Raw genomic sequence first — 18,641 nt, forward strand, 5'->3', positions numbered from 1 at the left:
TAGGCTAAAAGTATACAGTCGTATCAGTTTAACAGCGCCCGCTGCCACTGACTACGATTGAAAAGTAAATTAAGAGTTTATGTATTTAAGGTTTATTAGGTGTCCATGTGTTATCTGTCAGTGCTGTTAATACATGGTCACGCCACTCACCGTTTATTTGCAGATATTGCCTTGCATACCCTTCACGTTCAAAGCCCAATTTCGCTAATAAATTGCCGCTACGCATATTATGAGGCATATAATTTGCCATAATACGGTGCATTTTTTGATGTTGTTGCATATAGCGCGTTGCTTGAGTCAAAGCCTCAAACATTAGGCCTTGGCCTTGCCACTTTTCACCTAACGAATAGCCTAAGTAACACGCGTGAAATGAGCCCCGCAAGACATTACTAAAATTAGCCACCCCTATCACTTCGTTTTCTTCTTTATCGAGCAAAAGAAAATGATAAGCACTGCCTTCACGATGCATTTCATTCATAACTTGTAATCGGTTTTGCCAGCCCGCAGGTTGATAATGTGAATTATCTCGCGTCGGTTCCCAAGGGATCAAATAATCCTTATTCAAACTGTAGTAATCAGCAAGCCGATAATTATCTCTATCATAAGTCAAACGGATAACCATTCGATCAGTGACAAGGCGGATTTTAGGTACATTTGAACGATAACCAAACATCGTTAACCCTTAATTAATGAAAAGCCAAATAACGTTTCTAGATTGCAATTTAAACACCAAAGTCTAGTCAACAATGCTGCGCTGCAAAATATGACGACTATTTATCGATAAAAATAAATCATCAATAACCTACTTTACTATCGATAAAAAAATATCATCTATTAGCGCCTATTATACTGATATTATTGATAAGTAACATTAAGGAGTATTCCCTCTCGGCTATTTTTCTAATGGTGTATCATGGCGCAGGTGTCACGGGCAAGAAGTCTAGGTAAATATTTTCTATTGCTCGACAACATGTTAGTTGTCCTCGGCTTTTTTGTAGTATTTCCACTTATCTCGATTCGCTTTGTTGACCAATTGGGTTGGGCCGCCGTTGTTGTTGGTTTTGCATTAGGCCTTCGGCAGTTTGTACAGCAAGGGTTGGGTATTTTTGGTGGTGCCATTGCTGACCGCTTTGGAGCTAAACCCATGATTGTTATCGGAATGCTACTTCGCGCTAGCGGTTTTGCCGTGATGGCAGTAGCCCATGACCCTTGGGTATTGTGGCTATCTTGCGTCTTATCTGCGCTCGGAGGTACCCTTTTCGACCCGCCAAGAACAGCATTAGTGATCAAATTAACGCGACCTTATGAACGTGGCCGCTTTTATTCGTTATTGTTAATGCAAGACAGTGCAGGCGCTGTTATAGGGGCGCTAATTGGTAGCTGGCTACTGCAATATGATTTCCATTATGTCTGTTGGGTCGGTGCCGGGGTATTTATCATTGCTGCAATTTGCAATGCATGGCTATTACCTGCTTATCGTATTTCCACGATTAGAACCCCCATTAAAGAAGGTATGGGCCGTGTATTAAAAGACAAGCGATTTGTCACTTATGTCGTCACGCTGGCTGGCTATTTTATGTTATCAGTGCAAGTCATGCTAATGTTCCCGATTGTTGTCAATGAGTTAGCAGGAACACCTACAGCAGTCAAGTGGATGTATGCCATCGAAGCTGCTATTTCCTTGACGCTACTCTACCCAATTGCGCGCTGGAGTGAAAAACATTTTCGCCTTGAACAACGCCTAATGGCAGGTTTATTTTTAATGAGTCTCAGCATGTTCCCTATCGGCATGACAACCTCGTTAAATACGTTATTTGCACTCATTTGCCTATTTTATCTCGGCACCGTCACGGCCGACCCCGCCAGAGAAACATTAAGTGCATCATTAGCAGACCCACGTGCTCGCGGCAGTTACATGGGCTTTAGCCGCTTGGGTTTAGCCTTGGGTGGCGCAGTGGGTTATACCGGAGGTGGCTGGATGTACGATATCGGCCACCAATGGAACATGCCGCAACTACCGTGGTTTTTACTGGGGAGCATCGGTTTCATTACTCTGTGGGCTTTGCATAAACAATTTAATCGTAAAAAAATTGAAACAGTCATGTTGAGCGGACAGTAATGCGCTAAACTAGCGGTATTACTGTAAAAGGAGTCTTTATGAAAAAATTTTTATTAGCCGCAATGGTTGGCTTTATCACTCTGTTGACAGGTTGTAGTCAATTATCTGAATTCAGTATCAGTGAATCGCAGATTAATAGTTACCTTGCTAATAAAGTAAAATATGACCACAAAGTGGGTATTACTGGTTTTGCTGATGCTGATATCCAACTGTCTAATTTAACATCAGAAATTGGTCGTAGTGAGCCTGGCAAAGTGGCTTTGAATGGTGATGCAACCGTAAAATTAGATTCCCTGATTGGCAAAGCAGAAGCACAAATTAGCTTAACACTCACCGCTCGCCCTTTCTTTGACGCTCAAACGGGTTCTATTTACTTAAAAGAATTAAATATCAGTCATTATAAAGTCACCCCTGAAAACATGGACACAGCCATGTCAGCGGTGATCCCTTATTTAAATAGCTCTCTTGAGACATTTTTCGAGACTCAGCCTGTTTATGTGTTAAACCCAGATAATGGAGCAGCTGAAGCAACAGCGAAAAAACTGGCCAAAGGGCTAGAAATCAAGCCAGGTAAACTGGTCATTCCATTAGTCGATTAATTTTCTCCATAAATTATTTCGATTGTGAAAAGCATTTAAGGCAACAGAGAAATCCGTTGCCTTTTTATTTCAATCAAAAATATTAATCATTGCCCTTTATTAATCATTATAAATAACATTATCACTAGAAGTGACGCCGTCACATATGACGTGAAAATTTATTTTCATCATCAAGCCAATAATTTATACGTTGTTTGGTTTTTACAACCAACGTTTTATATTTTCTATCAATGTAATAAGGCTAAGGATTGGCTCATCCATTAATATTGAACGGCTATGGTTATGAATTTTCGCTAAGCTCAGAATCTAATTCGTCACGTAATGCAATTACCGCATCGCGCGTAATTTGAGCTAGTGTCCGGTAAAATACGGTAGTTGCATGCGCCTCTACTTTACCTAAAAATGCACCATACCAGCTAAGAATATAACTATCAAACAACTCTTCTTGAGCCGCTATTTCGTCTTCTGCGGCTTGGTCTTCTAACCATGATGCTGCAAGCAATAAAGCGCCAAACGCATCAGCAGGCGCATCAGTTAGTACCATTCCCCTTACGGTTAAAAACTCACGAACCTCCGCTTCGGTGATTTCCGCATCATAATCATTGGCTAACAAAGATACCGCTGGAGTTTCACCTGCAAATAAAGCTTGATAATCCGCACTTACGGTTTTGATATCTAGCCCTTTCGCCATACGAGCCCAAAGCTCATCTTGTTCCAGTGGCCAAGAGTCCTTCAATTTGTCTTGAGCAATCATATCAATTAAAGGCTTTACTAACGCATCATCTGGGTTACGCTGAAATAATGAGCCTAAGATGCGGCAGACAATTGAAAATTCGTTCATATACTTTTTCCTGTTTTACTTACTCGATAGCCACCTCATCGTGACCATAGCATTAGCTTAAGTATATCGAAAAAACAGGAAATATATTAGAAAATAACGTGAACGGGACAAGGGGATATGAAACCCCCTTGTCAATAATGAAATAATTAATAACCGCGCTCCATATCAACGATACCAACGGGGGTTTCACCCGCTTCTATTCGCTGAATATTACTCACAATCATATCCATCGCTTCATTAGGTTGAGTAAATGCAGCAACATGCGGAGTAATAGCGATGCGAGGATGAGTCCAGAAAGGGTGCATTTGTGGCAAAGGCTCGTTAGCGAAAACATCCAGTGCCGCACCTGCAAGTTGCCCTGAATCAAGGGCTGATAATAAATCTTGTTCGATTAAATGAGCACCACGAGCGAGGTTTATCACATACGCGCCCTGTTGCAATTGGCTAAATAGCTGTTGGTTCAAAATACCAACAGTTTCAGGCGTGCTTGGTAATAAGTTAATAACCACACGAGTTCCTGATAAGAAATCAGCAAGTTGCTCGTTGCCATAATAACTTTTTACCTTATCAATACGTTTTTCTGAACGGCTCCACGTTCTGACATGAAAGCCAAAACTCACTAAGCGCTCAGCAACGGCTTTCCCAAGCGCACCTGCTCCCATAATACCAACCACAAATTCGTCATGTTGATATGCCGGTAATTGTTTCCATTGACGTTGTGTTTGTAGTTGACGGTATTCATCCATACGGCGGAAATAACCCAATACTTTAGCACAGGCATATTCTTCCATTTGAATAGCCATCCCTGTATCTTCTAGCCGCATAACGGGCACACCAGCAGGCAATGTCCCCGGATTATCTTGTTCCTGCTTTAAGATTGCATCGACTCCCGCACCTAAAGCAAAAATCCCTTTTAAATCACTACGCCCAGCTAAGCACTCATAAGGTGGCAACCAAACCATCGCATAATCAGCATGTTGATTATCCCCTTTTTCCCATTGGCGAATATTAACCTGTGGTAATCTAGCTCGCATGCCTTCAATCCACTGTGCTGAATTAAAGAATGGATGATAAAATAGAATATTCATGGCAACTCCTCTTAGGTTTCTAACAGAGTGTGCCGAATAGAATTTCTTTTCAAGTTAATCAACCTCCTAGCGCTAACTCAATAAGAATTTTGTTAACTAGATAACGATTTTCGCCCTCTCCACTTGCAGTTCAAAATTAACATAAAAAAGATGCTGCTATAAAATAATAACAATTAAGATTATATAATAATCAAATTGATTTTTATTTAGCTAAACAACCACAAAAGTAGGAAAAAGAATGAATAGATAGTTGACGCAAGGCGCTATTTTCCCTATAGTAGCGCCCCGTTGCACAACAGGTTTTACCTATTCGTTTGCAACAGGTTTCAGAAAAACGGTGAGGTGTCCGAGAGGCTGAAGGAGCACGCCTGGAAAGTGTGTATACGGCAACGTATCGAGGGTTCGAATCCCTCCCTCACCGCCATTTTTCTTCTAACCTTCTCTTTCTTCTTTCATATACATTTCCCCTTTAGCATCTTTTTTATTTACACCAATTCCTTGTGCATGATATTCACGGCTAATATCTTCCCATAACTCTGCATTTTCTACGCCCGCGATTTTAGGGTCAAAGACAGGGTCAATACCAAGCTTCTCTTGCCTTTCATAATCTCTTAGCGCACGCAGTGCTGGTTTTGAAAGGAACACAATGGCAATTAAATTGAGATAACTCATGCTACCGAAGCCAATATCACCTAGGCTCCACATTAAGCTGACCGACTGTACGCTGCCCATAAAAACAATGAGTAAGAAGACAAACTTCAAAATCAGTTTCAACACAGGGAAGGCAAGTTTTCTATCAAGATAAACTATAGTTGTTTCCGCAATATAGTAGTAAGCCATCAATGTCGTGAAGGCAAACAAGAAGACGGCAATTGAGACAAAGCCAGAACCTGCTGACGTGAATACCGTTGAAACGGCCATTTGTGTCCATGCTGTTCCCGCTGCGACTCCGGGGACATATTCAACTAAAGCAAGTGCGGAACCATCCGGAAACACATTGTACATATTGGTCACGAGGATCATTAACCCTGATGCTGTGCACACCACCACAGTATCAATGTAGATGGAGAATGCTTGGATTAGGCCTTGCTTCACGGGATGGCTCACCTCGGCGGCGGCAGAACTAAACGTTGCCTCACCCGCCCCTGCAACATTGGAAAACACGGCACGACGTACGCCCCAAGAAACAGCGGTACCCACTATACCACCAAATACGGCATCCATTCCCATTGCACTGCGAAAAATCAAACTAAACATTGCAGGGACTTTTTCATAGTGACTGCCCAGTATGATCACCATCATAACGATGTACGCCAGCGCCATTATCTGTACGATTTTATCTGCTGCACTAGCGATACGTTTCACACCACCAAAGATTAACCATGCCATCAACACGGTGACAATACTGCCTGTTACAACTGGAGGTAAGTTAAAGGAACTTTGGAAAGAATCAGCGATAGTATTGGCTTGAATACCTGGAACGAGCACACCATAAGAAAGACAAATCACAGCGGCAACGATGATAGCAAATGGCTTTAGTTTGAGCCCTTTCTCAATATAGTAAGGCGATCCTCCTCGATATTGCCCATCTGAACGTTGTTTATATATTTGGGCCAGAGTTGACTCAATAAATGCACTCGCGCCGCCTAATAGCCCCATGACCACCATCCAAAAGATAGCGCCTGGTCCCCCCGCAGCAATAGCGGTTGCCACTCCTGCAATGTTGCCTACACCAACACGACCTGATAATGCCAAACAGAACGCTTGGAACGATGAGATACCCTCTTTTGAGGCTTTGTTTTCCTTTAATAGACAAACCATTTTGATAATATAGCGAAACTGTACGCCGCGTGTCGCCAATGTAAAGTAAAGTCCAACACCCAGCGATAATATCACTAATGCATTACCCCAGATGTAACCAACGATTGTATTAACGATGGCTTCCATTTTGTACTCCTTCGTTATTGTAATTGTTTATTGTGTATTTGCAGGGTAAAAAAAACCTGAGCGCACTATGGCTCAGGTCAACGTTGTTTATTGATGGATAAACCAGATGACTTTAGTTTGTGTGTATTGTTCGAAAGCCTCCAACCCATTATCTTTACCACCAAATCCCGATTGGCGAAAACCGCCAAATGGCGTGGTAATATTGCCTTCACTAAAGCCATTTACAGAAACCGTTCCTGCATTTATACAACGTGCAACATGCAAAGCTCGGTGAATATTTTGGCTATAAAAAGATGCTGCTAATCCATATTGTGTATCATTGGCTAAAGCAATCGCTTCATCATCAGTTTTAAAGGATGTGACTGCTAAAATAGGCCCAAAAACCTCATGTTTGAATAGTGACATTTGTGATGTCACGTCATCAAAAATTGTTGGCTCTATGTACCAACCAGAACCAATATCATGATGAATATTTCCACCAGCAACTAACCGCCCCCCTTCTTTTATTGTAATATCTAAAAATGAACGTACTTTTTCAAAGTGAGCCTGTTCGACCATAGGACCGATAGCCACGTCGGCCAGCCTTGGATCACCCACTTTCCAATCTTTCAGTGCTGTGACCAACTGAGTTAATAAAGACTGTTTTACTTTTTCATGTACAATCAAACGTGAACCGCAACTGCAGTTTTCGCTCATGTTCCAAAATGCAGCTGCCAGGATATGAGGAATGGCCGCGTCAATATCTGCATCCTCAAACACCACTTGAGGACTCTTGCCACCACACTCCAATACAATTTCTTTTAAGTTACTTTCAGCTGAGTATTTTAAAAATAATCGGCCAACATCCGTAGATCCTGTGAACGAAACCACATCGACATCATGGTGCCGCCCCAGAGCTTCCCCCACCTTTTCCCCTAACCCGCAAACTAAACTTAACGCGCCTTTAGGTACCCCCGCTTCATAAGCCAGTTCAACTAAACGAAAGGCACTTAATGATGTTAATTCTGCCGGCTTTACAATCACTGAGTTACCGACTGCCAACGCGGGGGCAACTTTCCACGCAAACATTTGTGCAGGGAAATTCCACGGTAAAACAGCGCCAACAACCCCAATCGGTTCATGGATAATCAGCCCAAGCTCCTGTTGGCTTGTCGGGGCAATTTTGCCAAACAGTTTATCTATCGCTTCAGCGTACCAATAAAAAGTCTCAACTGTTGCGGGTAAATCTGTATTTAAACACTCAGAAATTGGTTTTCCTGCATCAATACAATCCAGCGCGGCTAGTTCTTCACTGTGTTTCGAAATCAATTCCGCCCATTTCAACATGACGATTTTGCGCTCTTGAGGTGATAAATCACGCCAAGTGCCTTGATTGAAAGTATTGCGCGCAACCAATACCGCAGCATCGATATCTTCTGCATCACCATCTTCGATATAACCAATCAAACTATTATCAATAGGCGTGCGGTTTTCTAACTTGTGTTGATGGCCTAAATGCCCTTCAATCAAATTACCTGCCCATAAACTGGCTTGTTTGGCACGCTCAAATACCTGTTCTTGGCTGATTTTCATGATATTTCCTCTAAGGCTTGATAAGTTTGACAAATTCATTGCGAATTTGTGGCTCCATATTGGTTAATGGCAAACGTACTGGCCCCGCATTGAATTTACCGTTTAAGCAGCCTGCTTTGGCTTTTTGGTTGTAATCACCCGATTCCATTGAGTAAATTACGGCGTAAATTTCACTCATGATTTGTTTCGCTTTTTGCCAATCTCCCGCTTGAGCTGCGTTATAAATAGCCACCTGTTCTGACGGGAAAACATTCCCCGCCCCTGCTATCCAGCTTTTTGAACCCCAAAAGAAAAAATCGACAGGTTGGTCATCACAGCCACAAATCACTTCAAAGTTTTTAAATGGCGTTTGTAACAAATGTAACGCTCGGCTAAAGTTACCGCTGCTCTCTTTAATCGCCACGATATTTTCAATTTCAGCCAATTTAATGACCGTATCAATTTCAATTTCGATACCAATACGTGCTGGGAAGTTGTACATGATGATAGGCAACGGCGTCGATGCAGCCACTTTTTTATAATGTGCGTAAACGCCCTGTTGATCAGGCAAGCTATAAGGTGGTGGTGATAACATCAAACCTTCATAACCGAGCTCTTTGGCTTGACGTGCACGGGCAATAGCCCCTTCTGTTGATAGGTCGTTGATCCCCGCGATAAGCGTCACCCGCCCTTTAGCGATTTTGCTCACTGTCGATAATACCGTTGCACGCTCAGTTTCGTTTAAGGCGTAATATTCACCCGTCGTTCCGCAAACGACTAAACCAGTCACGCCGCGACTAATTAACGCCTCAGTTAACTCAGCTAATCCACTAATATTTAATGATAAATCATCGTGAAATGGAGTGACTAATGGGACTAAAATGCCATGAAAGTTCATTTGAATTACCCTCAAAATTAAAGAAAACGCTCAATAGAAAAAAGAGAACAATCGATTGGTGTCGGCTGTTCATGAATTAAACAATTAACGAGTTCTGCTGTAATAGCAGCTTGAGTTAGTCCTAAGTGCTGGTGACCAAATGCAAAAATATAAGGCCCCTTGTGATCAATGACAGGTAAAGAGTCCGACGTTGACGGACGAAACCCCATCCATTGAGTTGCTTGATAGCTGTTAAGTGGCTCATTGAGCATAGGCTCTGCCAAAGGGAGAAGATGCCGAGCACGTTGCATATTTGCTGGGCGTTTTAACCCCGCATATTCAACTGTGCCAGCAAGACGTAAACCGCCTGACATCGGTGTCATGATAAACCGCCTGTCCATACTGGAAACAGGGATCTTCAAGCGCCCATATTCTTGAGGTAACATTAGATGATAGCCACGTTCAGTTTCCAATGGCACATTGATGCGGCTCACCATTTTGACAAGGGACTTTGAAAATGCGCCTCCCGCTATCACCACTTTTTGCCCGGAAAATGTGCCCTGCGTGGTGGTCAAAACCGCGTCCTTATTTGATGTTGATGCAATTGCGGTCACTTCACATTGCGTTAATACCGCACCACCAGCCTGTATGAATGCTTGAGTTAATTTTTCATGCAACTCAACCAAATTAATCACATGGCCCGTATGTGGATAAAAAATACCCCCTATCTGGCTAGATGAAAGTGCAGGTTCACGTTTTAGTAATTCGGCTTGCCCAATTAGCTGGTTTTGCACACCGATACCGTTCAAATAATCACTGTGTTGGCCAAGCTTATCGAAGGTAGCACTATTTTCCGCCACTAGCAGTGAACCCTCTATTTTGACCAAATCATCAAGTTGCCATTTCTGGGTGAACGTAAGCCACGCATCGAACGCAGCACTATTCAACGTCGTCAATGCCTGATGAATATGTGTAAATGGTTTATGGCGCATATTGCCCACTAACTTGAGCAACCAAGGCATTAAAGGCAGCAAATAGCGCCAGTCCAAACGCAAAGGACCAAGAGGGTCTAGGAGCATTTTCGGAATTGATTTTAAAACTGAAAGGTCTGCAATAGGAAAAACTTGCTCTGTCGCAATATGCCCTGCATTGCCGAATGATGCACCAGAACCAATCTCGTCTTTATCAAGCAGTAATACGGCCTTACCTGTCGCTTGTATGGTCAGTGCAATACTTAAGCCGACAATGCCGCCACCGATGACTATCACTGAATATTTGCGTTCCATCCCCTCTCCTTACGCCACCGAAATTCCGCAACGAAATGGGTCTTGCGCATCAATTAACAAGGTGCTTTTTCCGCTAATATAGGCATTTCCACGGATAGTTGGGACTATGCCATCTGCATCGGCATGCTGAAAACTGGCTTGGAATTGACTACCAATGACACTGGCTTGATGCCAAATTTCGCCTGCAGCTAGTTTCTTATCTGCGGCTAGACAAGCTAGCTTAGCACTGGTTCCTGTACCGCAAGGTGAGCGGTCATAAGCACCGCCAGGACACAATACAAAACTTTGGCTATTTGCTGTTGGATGTGAGCCGAATAACTCAATATGGTCAATTTCTTGGTTGTCTTTCCCTAAAATACCTTGATCTAGTAGTGCCTGTTTAATTTTCAAGCAAACGTCCGTAAGGGCTTTAATATTTTGAAAACTAATTGCGATAGGTGAATTTTCAACTAAGAAAAACCAGTTGCCCCCCCAAGCAATATCGCCTGTGATGGCACCAACTTCGGGAACATTAACCTGTACCGCTTTACGATACCGATATGAGTAAACATTTTGGATACTGACACTGCCATCTTGATGTAGTTCAGCCGTCACGTCCCCAACGGGTGTTTCAATGAGGTGCTTTCCATACGAAATTTGACCTAAGAAATGTAATGAAGCCACTAAACCTATTGTGCCGTGACCACACATGCCAAGGTAACCCTCGTTGTTAAAGAAAATAACGCCTGCTGCTGCCGCTGGGTTTTGAGGTTTACATAAGAGAGCCCCAACAAGAATGTCATTCCCCCGAGGTTCTAGAATCGTTGTGCGACGCCAATCATCATGGTTACCACGCAGTAACGCTAGCCGCTTCGCAATACTTTTATCACCTAACTCAGGAAACCCGCTGATCACTAAGCGCGTTGGTTCTCCTGCTGTATGGGAATCTATAACTTCAATTTTTTTATATTGTGATTGCATTAGTTAACATCCTATTTATAGATTTGTTAATAGAATGCTTGATTATTGTTAATAGCTCTTGATATCTTTCTAACGAACTTATGCGTTTTTCTGCACAATCTAAAAATATTTAAGAAAGCTAATAAAATTAATTTAATATTTCGGAGAGCAGCATGATCAATTTAAATAAATTATTGTTGATTAGTCAGGAAAATATGCTATTTCCCGTTGATAATATTGATGTTTTACTTAATCATTTAGGTCTAGTCATGCCCTTGATTAATACACTCCCAAACGTAACATTTTTTGTAAAAGACCATAATGCGAGATATTTGCTTGCGAATGATAATCTCGCCAGTCGCTGCAAAATTGACAGCGTGAACGGTGTTATAGGGAAAAGTGCAGAAGATATTTTTCACTCTGAGTTAGGGCAAAGTTATAGCTCACAAGACTACTTAGTGATGGAAAAGAAAATCAGTGTCATAAATAAGCTAGAACTTCATCTGTATAAGGTTGGTTTGCTGGGCTGGTGCTTAACTACAAAAGTACCCATTTTTAATACCCGTAACCAAGTTATTGGCGTAGCTGGTATTTCAGTTGACTTGCAAGATGTGAAGTCTGTTAGCCCCAAACTGAATAACCAACTTAGCCGAGTTGAACGCTATATTAGTGCCAATTTTGATACTGCGATTAAAATGACCACCCTTGCAGACATTTCAGGGTTATCACTTTCCCAGCTAAATCGTCAATTTAAAGCCATTTTCCTAATCACACCTCAACAATATATTCAGAAAAAACGCTTAGAACACGCCATTGAATTATTGGAAGATGACTTTTCTATTACTGAAATTTCAACTAAATGTGCGTATGCAGACCACAGCGCTTTTTGTCGTAAATTTAAAGAAATGACCACGATGACTCCCAGCCAATTTAAACGAATGCGCTCATCAATGGATAAGCAAAAACAAATTGCCTGATTAATTACCAATGAAATTATTCGGCTTTATTCCATTTCAAGTAATATCGTTTAGCTTTCGTTGATGTTTTAATTTCACATTTAAATTCAATTTTTTAGATTAATTCGTCTAATCATCTCATCCAATTATCTCTCTAACTTAAGATAGCTCTTATTGCGACTGTTAATGAATAGCGTATTGATATGTCTCAAACCTGCATATGATTGCAGCCGTGTGAAAGGATGAATTAATGACTATTTATGATCTGAAACCTAAATTTCAAGATCTACTTCGCCCATTAGTCAACAAGTTGTTTAAAGCCAATGTGACAGCAAACCAAGTCACTATTGCTGCATTACTCTTATCTGTTATTGTTGGGGCCCTTTTACTTTTTATTCCCAACCCTCGTTTATTCATTTTATTGCCTTTTGTATTATTTATCCGCATGGCTCTTAATGCCATTGATGGCATGCTGGCTCGAGAACATAACCAAAAAAGTCACCTTGGCGCATTCTTAAATGAGTTATGCGACATTATTTCCGATATCGCGCTGTATCTCCCATTTGCATTTCTTTTTCCGCAAGCTTTCTGGCTGATATTACTGATCTTATTGCTAACCGTGCTAACAGAATTTATTGGTGTTACAGCTCAAGCCATTGGGGCTTCAAGACGCTATGATGGGCCGATTGGGAAAAGTGACCGCGCCTTTATTTTTGGTACCCTTGGACTTGTTACCGGCCTTTTCCCTCACATTTTATTATCGAGTTGGATAACCTACCTATTCGTTATTTTATCATTGTTGCTTTTTTATACCTGCTACAACCGTATCCGCCGTGCACTTTCTCAATTAAAAACCGCTATGGATAATAATTAAGGAATAATTATGAACGCTCAGACAGACTATCTGACGCAACGCACTGTTATCGAATCACAATTCACCACCAGTGACCATACACCACTGTTTTATCGTCACTGGCCAACAGAAGCACCCACAAATAAAGCCATCATTTTATTCCATCGAGGTCACGAGCATTCAGGCCGTGTTGCTCATTTAGTTGATGAATTAAACTTACCTGACTACGCTATGTTTGCGTGGGATGCACGAGGACACGGTAGAAATGAGGGGCCAAGAGGCTATAGTCCATCACTAGGAACATCAATCAGTGATGTGGATGAATTTGTTCGCTATGTCTCCATTCAATACCAAATCTCATTAGAAAATATTGTTGTTATTGGGCAAAGCGTTGGCGCTGTATTAGTGTCTGCTTGGGTACATGATTATGCCCCCAAAATCCGTGCAATGGTGCTCGCATCCCCTGCATTTAAAGTTAAATTGTATGTACCATTTGCACGTACGGGGCTTGCTTTAATGCAAAAAGCGCGAGGCTTGTTTTATGTGAACTCCTATGTGAAAGCCAAATTTCTCACTCACGATGAACAACGAATTGATTCATTTAATCGCGACCCATTAATTACGCGCCCAATTGCGGTCAATATTCTACTCGAACTGTATAAAACAGCCGATAGAGTGGTTGCTGATGCTGGAGCCATTACCCTACCAACTCAACTATTTATTTCTGGCAGTGACCATGTTGTTCACCATCGCCCCCAACACCAATTTTTCGAACGACTAAATACGCCGATTAAAGAAAAACATGTATTGTCAGGTTTTTATCACGATACATTAGGGGAAAAAGAGCGTCATATTCCAATTAAAAAAATTCGCGAATTTATTGGTAAGTTATTTACCCTTCCTGTTTATCGCCATGACTATCAATATGAAGATACTTGGAGCATCAGTGCTGAGCAGTACCGTTCATTAATGACACCGTTACCCAAATGGTGCCCTAAAAACCTTGCTTACAAAATCATGAGCAAGTCAATGAGTACCCTAGGCAAAGCCTCTGAAGGTATATGCATTGGCTATGATAAAGGCTTTGATTCCGGCTCTACGCTTGACTATGTGTACCGTGACAAAGCACAGGGCAAAGGTTTATTGGGTCGAGTTATTGACCGGCAATATCTCAACAGTATTGGCTGGCAGGGAATACGCCAACGTAAAGTCAATATTGAAAATACCTTGCGCCAAGCTATCCGTGACTTAACCAATACCGGAACCCCTGTTCGTATTATGGATATTGCTGCTGGGCAAGGTCGCTATATCTTTGATGCCATCAATGACTATGGCAAGGTTGAATCCGTTTTATTACGCGATTATAGCCCCATTAATGTTGAACAAGGCCGTTTACATATCAAAGAACGCTATCTTGAGGATAAAATTCAATTCATTGAAGGCAATGCTTTCGATACCGATTCTCTTGCATCTGTGACCCCTCCACCAACCATTGGCGTCGTTAGTGGGTTATATGAACTTTTCCCAAGTAATGAATTAATTAAGCAATCACTAAACGGGCTATCACGTGCAATCCCTTCAGGAGGACTCCTTATTTACACCTGCCAACCATGGCACCCTCAGGTTGAAATGATTGCGCGCGTTTTACCAAGCCATCAAGGAGGGCAAGCATGGGTAATGCGTTGCCGAAGCCAAGGCGAAATGGATGCCTTAGTCGAAGATGCAGGTTTTGAAAAGCTAAATCAGTCTATCGATAACTGGGGAATATTCAGTGTATCAATAGCCAGACGCCGCTGACCTATTTTCACTACCGGTGATTGATGGTTATAGCGTCAATCACCTCGTGTTAACCTTGATTTAGTTATTACAATTGTTTGTTATTACCAAAGCATCTATGCTTCACCCTAAACGTCGATTTGATATTGCTATACTCTCTATAACTCACCTTGTAGCTAACCCATTAGTATTTGAAGGACGAAGATAAAGGACTATGACTGCAACTTCTATTTGTAAGCAATCCCCTCCTCGCCGCCAAATTTTGTTATATGGCTTGCTATGGCTGGTTTTCTTAGCCCCTTTTTTCTTTCTAACTTATGGGCAAGTTAATACTTATACAGCAACATTGAGCAATGTTCCTTCCGTGGTTTTTTCTTGGGAAACACACATCCCTTTTCTTCCTTGGAGCATTATTCCCTATTGGAGTATTGACTTAATGTATGGGTTATCCTTATTCATTTGCACAACCCGTAAAGAGCAAGCAATCCATGGTTTACGGCTTATTGTTGCCTCAATAGTGGCTTGTATTGGTTTCCTGTTATTCCCCCTCAGGTTTAGTTTTCCTCGCCCTAAAACCGATGGTCTTTTCGGTTGGATGTTTGACAGCTTAGAATTATTCGATTTGCCATTTAACCAAGCTCCGTCCTTGCATATTATTTTATTGTGGATCTTATGGTTACGCTTTCAAGCCCATACACCAGCAAAATGGCGCTGGTTGCTCCATAGTTGGTCTATATTAATATTAATTTCTGTTCTGACCACATGGCAGCATCATTTTATTGATGTAATAACAGGCTTTACAGTTGGCATATTAATTTGTTATCTGTTACCGATACAAACCCGTTGGCAATGGCATTACACAGGAACTCCCCGCAGTTTCAAAATGAGTAAAAACTACGGACTAGGCTCACTAGCTTGTTTTATATTGGCTTTTTACATCCAAGGCATTGCATGGGTACTATTATGGCCTGCTGTGGCCCTACTCTTTATTACCATTGGCTATTTAGGTGCAGGAGCCAGCGTTTTCCAGAAAACCCCTGACGGATACATTTCCCCCTCAGCAGCCATCCTATTACTGCCTTATCGACTGATTGCTTGGGGGACTTATCATTACTTTGCCAAACATTGTGCGCAACCGGATGTTGCCAATGAACATATTGTTTTGGGGGGTCGTCCGCTTTATCCTTTGCAAACACAAGCTGTTTTAGATATGACTTGCGAATGGCCTCGCAATTCTCACAGTAAAGGGCTGAAATACTGTAGCCAACCACAGATTGATTTGTTACCACTAAGCGCAGAAGATATTGAACAATCAGTGCATACTATGGATAAGCTCGCTCAAAACGGTTCCGTGTATATTCATTGCAAACTAGGCTATTAATGATGAGTACATTGATGAGTAAGGGACATGGAGATGTCATTATTACACTCACTAATAGCTGGCGCTATTTAGCCGTAGGGTCGGTATTGGCTTGTATTTTACAGTTCAGTTTATTTCTCTATCTTAATTATAATAAATATTATTTATTCATCGCTGTCATTATATTTTTAATCAACCATTACTATATTTATCGTCTTTGGCTTGATTATCATTTTTTTAAAATCATTTACCGACAAAAAGAGACTAAAATTTTTGATAATGCATTAATTTTTTTATTTCCGAGTAAAATAAAAAATCGAAGTATGGAACAACGCTGGCATGGTACCAAGCAACTTTTCATCCGAGCACTATGCTCCGTTTTGCTACTATGGGTGTGGTTTTTAGTGACAATAATATTCTATGACTGATTATAATGCTGATTATTATTCTATTTATAGTTTATTATTTTATATTACCAAAAGTATTAATTAAAAATATCATAATCAATGCATAAATTCAGTCAGCCGAAGTAAATAAAATTACTCTATTTCAATTGTAATATGCCACTTTTTTACTTTTGTTACTGAAAACGTTATGATAATTGTAGATTCATTGATGCATAACAGATTTTTTAATATTGCTAAGCGTATCCTTATAGATACATTTTCGTTTATTTTTCACCCTGTTATTTGGTAGGGTATAATGAGTACAAAAAAAATTAATAGGTTGCGCCCTTTTAGCGCATTAATCGATTCTTGTTGGAAAGAAAAATATACTGCTGCTCGCTTTGTTAAAGACTTAATTGCTGGTATCACCGTTGGTATCATCGCTATCCCATTAGCTATGGCTTTAGCTATCGCCAGTGGTGTTCCCCCACAGTATGGCTTATATACTGCCGCCATTGCAGGTATTATTATTGCTGTCACAGGTGGCTCTCGCTATAGCGTTTCCGGCCCTACCGCCGCTTTTGTGGTAATCTTATACCCTGTTTCGCAACAGTTTGGTCTAAGTGGGTTGCTGGTTGCCACACTGATGTCTGGTATCATTCTCCTCGCTATGGGGTTTGCCCGTTTTGGTAAATTTATTGAATATATTCCTGTTTCTGTAACGCTCGGATTCACATCAGGTATTGCCATTACCATTGCAACCATGCAAATAAAAGACTTCTTTGGTCTACAAATGGAGCATGTCCCTGAAAACTATGTCGATAAATTGATAGCTATCGTAAACACATTCCCAACATTTCAATATAGCGACACCCTCATTGGTTTATCAACGCTTCTGGTTTTGATCTTCTGGCCTAAGCTAAAACTGAAATTTCCTGGCCATCTGCCTGCGCTTGTTGTAGGTACCATTGTTATGTGGGTACTTTCACTGTTTGGCATGGAAGCCGCAACTATTGGTTCTGAATTCAGTTATTTACTCCCAGATGGTGCAGAAGGTAACGGTATTCCACCTATCCTCCCTCAGTTTCTTTTACCGTGGGAATTACCAGGAAGTGCCCCTATTAGCTGGGCAATGATCACTGCCTTAATGCCTGCTGCCTTTTCTATGGCTGTTTTAGGGGCAATTGAATCACTATTGTGTGCCGTTGTGCTAGACAACATGACAGGTAAAAAACACCACTCAAATAGTGAACTTATTGGTCAAGGTATCGGTAATATCGCTGCCCCTTTTTTTGGGGGGATCACGGCTACAGCAGCGATTGCCCGTTCCGCAGCTAACGTGCGAGCGGGTGCAACGTCACCTATTTCAGCCATCATTCACTCAATTTTAGTACTACTTACCTTACTTGTACTTGCACCAATGCTTTCTTATTTACCCCTTGCGGCCATGTCTGCTTTATTATTGATTGTTGCTTGGAATATGAGCGCAGCGGGTAAAGTAATGTATTTAATTAAACGCGCCCCGAAAGACGACATCATTGTTTTGATCCTTTGCATGTCCTTGACTGTACTATTTGACATGGTTATCGCAATTACGGTTGGGATCGTACTAGCTTCATTACTCTTTATGCGTCGTATTGCTAATATGACCCGTTCAACACAGTTAACAGAGACAGATGAAGAGAAAAAGCGCTTGGTTGTTCGTATCAATGGGCCGCTATTTTTTGCCGCAGCTGAACGTATTTTTGATGAGCTGCGCGTTAAAAGTACAGGTTATGAAACGATTATAATGCAGTGGGATGCCGTGCCTGTACTGGATGCTGGTGGCTTAGAAGCATTTGAAAAATTTATTGATGCAGTACGTAAAGATACGCATATTGTCGTGTGTGATATACCGTTCCAACCACTCAAGACCCTAGCACGCGCGAAAATTTCACCAATTGAAGGGGTATTAAGCTTCTATAATTCAATGGATCACGCACTTGAAGAAGTTAAATCTATTGAGCAAGCCAAACAGCCAAACTAAGAAACTCATCGGTCGTATATTCGTTAGCTGACCATCA

The 18,641-nt window shown here is 41.4% G+C and carries 15 protein-coding genes and 1 tRNA gene; 8 read left to right on the forward strand and 8 right to left on the reverse strand.

The features are described 5' to 3' along the window. Positions 1-85: 85 nt before the first annotated feature. Entirely contained in the window at positions 86-673 is a 588-nt protein-coding gene (gene rimJ, locus ACLPIE_RS05255; RefSeq protein ID WP_430260329.1) for a ribosomal protein S5-alanine N-acetyltransferase, read from the reverse strand. A 240-nt stretch (positions 674-913) separates the two neighbouring features. On the opposite strand from rimJ, the gene mdtH reads away from it, so the two are divergent. Both mdtH and ACLPIE_RS05265 read left to right on the forward strand, forming a co-directional pair. After that, a complete protein-coding gene (gene mdtH, locus ACLPIE_RS05260; RefSeq protein ID WP_430260331.1) occupies positions 914-2,119 on the forward strand; it encodes a multidrug efflux MFS transporter MdtH in 1,206 nt (401 codons plus the stop codon). 38 nt (positions 2,120-2,157) lie between these two features. Then, positions 2,158-2,718 (forward strand): lipoprotein, encoded by a 561-nt coding sequence (locus tag ACLPIE_RS05265; RefSeq protein WP_430260333.1) that lies wholly within the window; start codon positions 2,158-2,160, stop codon positions 2,716-2,718. 280 nt (positions 2,719-2,998) lie between these two features. On the opposite strand, the gene ACLPIE_RS05270 is transcribed toward ACLPIE_RS05265, so the two are convergent. Together ACLPIE_RS05270 and ghrA are read right to left on the reverse strand one after the other, a co-directional pair. After that, complete coding sequence (locus ACLPIE_RS05270; RefSeq protein WP_430260335.1) at positions 2,999-3,559, reverse strand: TorD/DmsD family molecular chaperone; 561 nt, start codon at positions 3,557-3,559, stop codon at positions 2,999-3,001. A 146-nt stretch (positions 3,560-3,705) separates the two neighbouring features. Then, a complete protein-coding gene (ghrA, locus tag ACLPIE_RS05275; protein ID WP_430260337.1) occupies positions 3,706-4,647 on the reverse strand; it encodes a glyoxylate/hydroxypyruvate reductase GhrA in 942 nt (313 codons plus the stop codon). A gap of 336 nt (positions 4,648-4,983) precedes the next feature. On the opposite strand from ghrA, the gene ACLPIE_RS05280 reads away from it, so the two are divergent. Next, a tRNA-Ser gene (locus ACLPIE_RS05280) sits at positions 4,984-5,071 on the forward strand. A gap of 8 nt (positions 5,072-5,079) precedes the next feature. Here ACLPIE_RS05280 and ACLPIE_RS05285 read toward each other — a convergent pair. The 5 genes from ACLPIE_RS05285 to ACLPIE_RS05305 all read right to left on the reverse strand — a co-directional run bounded on the left by ACLPIE_RS05285 (position 5,080) and on the right by ACLPIE_RS05305 (position 11,268). Then, positions 5,080-6,594 (reverse strand): alanine/glycine:cation symporter family protein, encoded by a 1,515-nt coding sequence (locus ACLPIE_RS05285; RefSeq protein ID WP_430260339.1) that lies wholly within the window; start codon positions 6,592-6,594, stop codon positions 5,080-5,082. An 87-nt stretch (positions 6,595-6,681) separates the two neighbouring features. Beyond that, on the reverse strand, positions 6,682-8,166 hold the full coding sequence (locus ACLPIE_RS05290; RefSeq protein ID WP_430260341.1) for an aldehyde dehydrogenase: 1,485 nt from the start codon (positions 8,164-8,166) through the stop codon (positions 6,682-6,684). A gap of 10 nt (positions 8,167-8,176) precedes the next feature. Further along, positions 8,177-9,043 carry a 4-hydroxy-tetrahydrodipicolinate synthase gene (dapA, locus tag ACLPIE_RS05295; RefSeq protein ID WP_430260343.1) on the reverse strand — a complete coding sequence of 289 codons (867 nt, stop codon included), beginning with the start codon at positions 9,041-9,043 and terminating at the stop codon, positions 8,177-8,179. A 17-nt stretch (positions 9,044-9,060) separates the two neighbouring features. Beyond that, positions 9,061-10,308, reverse strand: a complete 1,248-nt coding sequence (locus tag ACLPIE_RS05300) for an NAD(P)/FAD-dependent oxidoreductase (RefSeq protein WP_430260345.1) — start codon at positions 10,306-10,308, stop codon at positions 9,061-9,063. 9 nt (positions 10,309-10,317) lie between these two features. Beyond that, the gene (locus tag ACLPIE_RS05305) at positions 10,318-11,268 is read right to left on the reverse strand and encodes a 4-hydroxyproline epimerase (protein ID WP_430260347.1); all 951 of its coding nucleotides are present in this window, start codon (positions 11,266-11,268) and stop codon (positions 10,318-10,320) included. 152 nt (positions 11,269-11,420) lie between these two features. Here ACLPIE_RS05305 and ACLPIE_RS05310 point away from each other — a divergent pair, with 152 nt between their 5' ends. The 5 genes from ACLPIE_RS05310 to dauA all read left to right on the forward strand — a co-directional run bounded on the left by ACLPIE_RS05310 (position 11,421) and on the right by dauA (position 18,604). Next, positions 11,421-12,224 carry an AraC family transcriptional regulator gene (locus ACLPIE_RS05310; RefSeq protein ID WP_430260349.1) on the forward strand — a complete coding sequence of 268 codons (804 nt, stop codon included), beginning with the start codon at positions 11,421-11,423 and terminating at the stop codon, positions 12,222-12,224. Between the two features lie 229 nt (positions 12,225-12,453). Next, positions 12,454-13,077: a CDP-alcohol phosphatidyltransferase family protein gene (locus ACLPIE_RS05315; RefSeq protein ID WP_430260351.1), complete on the forward strand. Its 624-nt coding sequence runs from the start codon at positions 12,454-12,456 to the stop codon at positions 13,075-13,077. Between the two features lie 9 nt (positions 13,078-13,086). After that, complete coding sequence (locus ACLPIE_RS05320) at positions 13,087-14,853, forward strand: bifunctional alpha/beta hydrolase/class I SAM-dependent methyltransferase (RefSeq protein WP_430260353.1); 1,767 nt, start codon at positions 13,087-13,089, stop codon at positions 14,851-14,853. A gap of 193 nt (positions 14,854-15,046) precedes the next feature. Next, entirely contained in the window at positions 15,047-16,213 is a 1,167-nt protein-coding gene (locus tag ACLPIE_RS05325) for a phosphatase PAP2/dual specificity phosphatase family protein (protein WP_430260355.1), read from the forward strand. Positions 16,214-16,894: 681 nt separating this feature from the next. Continuing rightward, positions 16,895-18,604 carry a C4-dicarboxylic acid transporter DauA gene (dauA, locus tag ACLPIE_RS05330; protein WP_430260357.1) on the forward strand — a complete coding sequence of 570 codons (1,710 nt, stop codon included), beginning with the start codon at positions 16,895-16,897 and terminating at the stop codon, positions 18,602-18,604. Positions 18,605-18,641: the final 37 nt, after the last annotated feature.

The sequence above is a fragment of the Providencia sp. Me31A genome (genome assembly GCF_050487165.1).
Classification (GTDB): domain Bacteria; phylum Pseudomonadota; class Gammaproteobacteria; order Enterobacterales; family Enterobacteriaceae; genus Providencia.

Bases quoted from the DNA above. Each gene is read 5' to 3' on its own strand.
- ACLPIE_RS05265 (WP_430260333.1), top strand. From the start codon at position 2,158: ATGAAAAAATTTTTATTAGCCGCAATGGTTGGCTTTATCACTCTGTTG.
- ACLPIE_RS05320 (WP_430260353.1), top strand. From the start codon at position 13,087: ATGAACGCTCAGACAGACTATCTGACGCAACGCACTGTTATCGAATCA.
- ACLPIE_RS05310 (WP_430260349.1), top strand. From the start codon at position 11,421: ATGATCAATTTAAATAAATTATTGTTGATTAGTCAGGAAAATATGCTA.
- ACLPIE_RS05325 (WP_430260355.1), top strand. From the start codon at position 15,047: ATGACTGCAACTTCTATTTGTAAGCAATCCCCTCCTCGCCGCCAAATT.
- dauA (WP_430260357.1), top strand. From the start codon at position 16,895: ATGAGTACAAAAAAAATTAATAGGTTGCGCCCTTTTAGCGCATTAATC.
- ACLPIE_RS05305 (WP_430260347.1), bottom strand. From the start codon at position 11,268: ATGCAATCACAATATAAAAAAATTGAAGTTATAGATTCCCATACAGCA.
- ACLPIE_RS05315 (WP_430260351.1), top strand. From the start codon at position 12,454: ATGACTATTTATGATCTGAAACCTAAATTTCAAGATCTACTTCGCCCA.
- ACLPIE_RS05290 (WP_430260341.1), bottom strand. From the start codon at position 8,166: ATGAAAATCAGCCAAGAACAGGTATTTGAGCGTGCCAAACAAGCCAGT.
- ACLPIE_RS05270 (WP_430260335.1), bottom strand. From the start codon at position 3,559: ATGAACGAATTTTCAATTGTCTGCCGCATCTTAGGCTCATTATTTCAG.
- rimJ (WP_430260329.1), bottom strand. From the start codon at position 673: ATGTTTGGTTATCGTTCAAATGTACCTAAAATCCGCCTTGTCACTGAT.
- mdtH (WP_430260331.1), top strand. From the start codon at position 914: ATGGCGCAGGTGTCACGGGCAAGAAGTCTAGGTAAATATTTTCTATTG.
- ACLPIE_RS05285 (WP_430260339.1), bottom strand. From the start codon at position 6,594: ATGGAAGCCATCGTTAATACAATCGTTGGTTACATCTGGGGTAATGCA.
- ACLPIE_RS05300 (WP_430260345.1), bottom strand. From the start codon at position 10,308: ATGGAACGCAAATATTCAGTGATAGTCATCGGTGGCGGCATTGTCGGC.
- ghrA (WP_430260337.1), bottom strand. From the start codon at position 4,647: ATGAATATTCTATTTTATCATCCATTCTTTAATTCAGCACAGTGGATT.
- dapA (WP_430260343.1), bottom strand. From the start codon at position 9,043: ATGAACTTTCATGGCATTTTAGTCCCATTAGTCACTCCATTTCACGAT.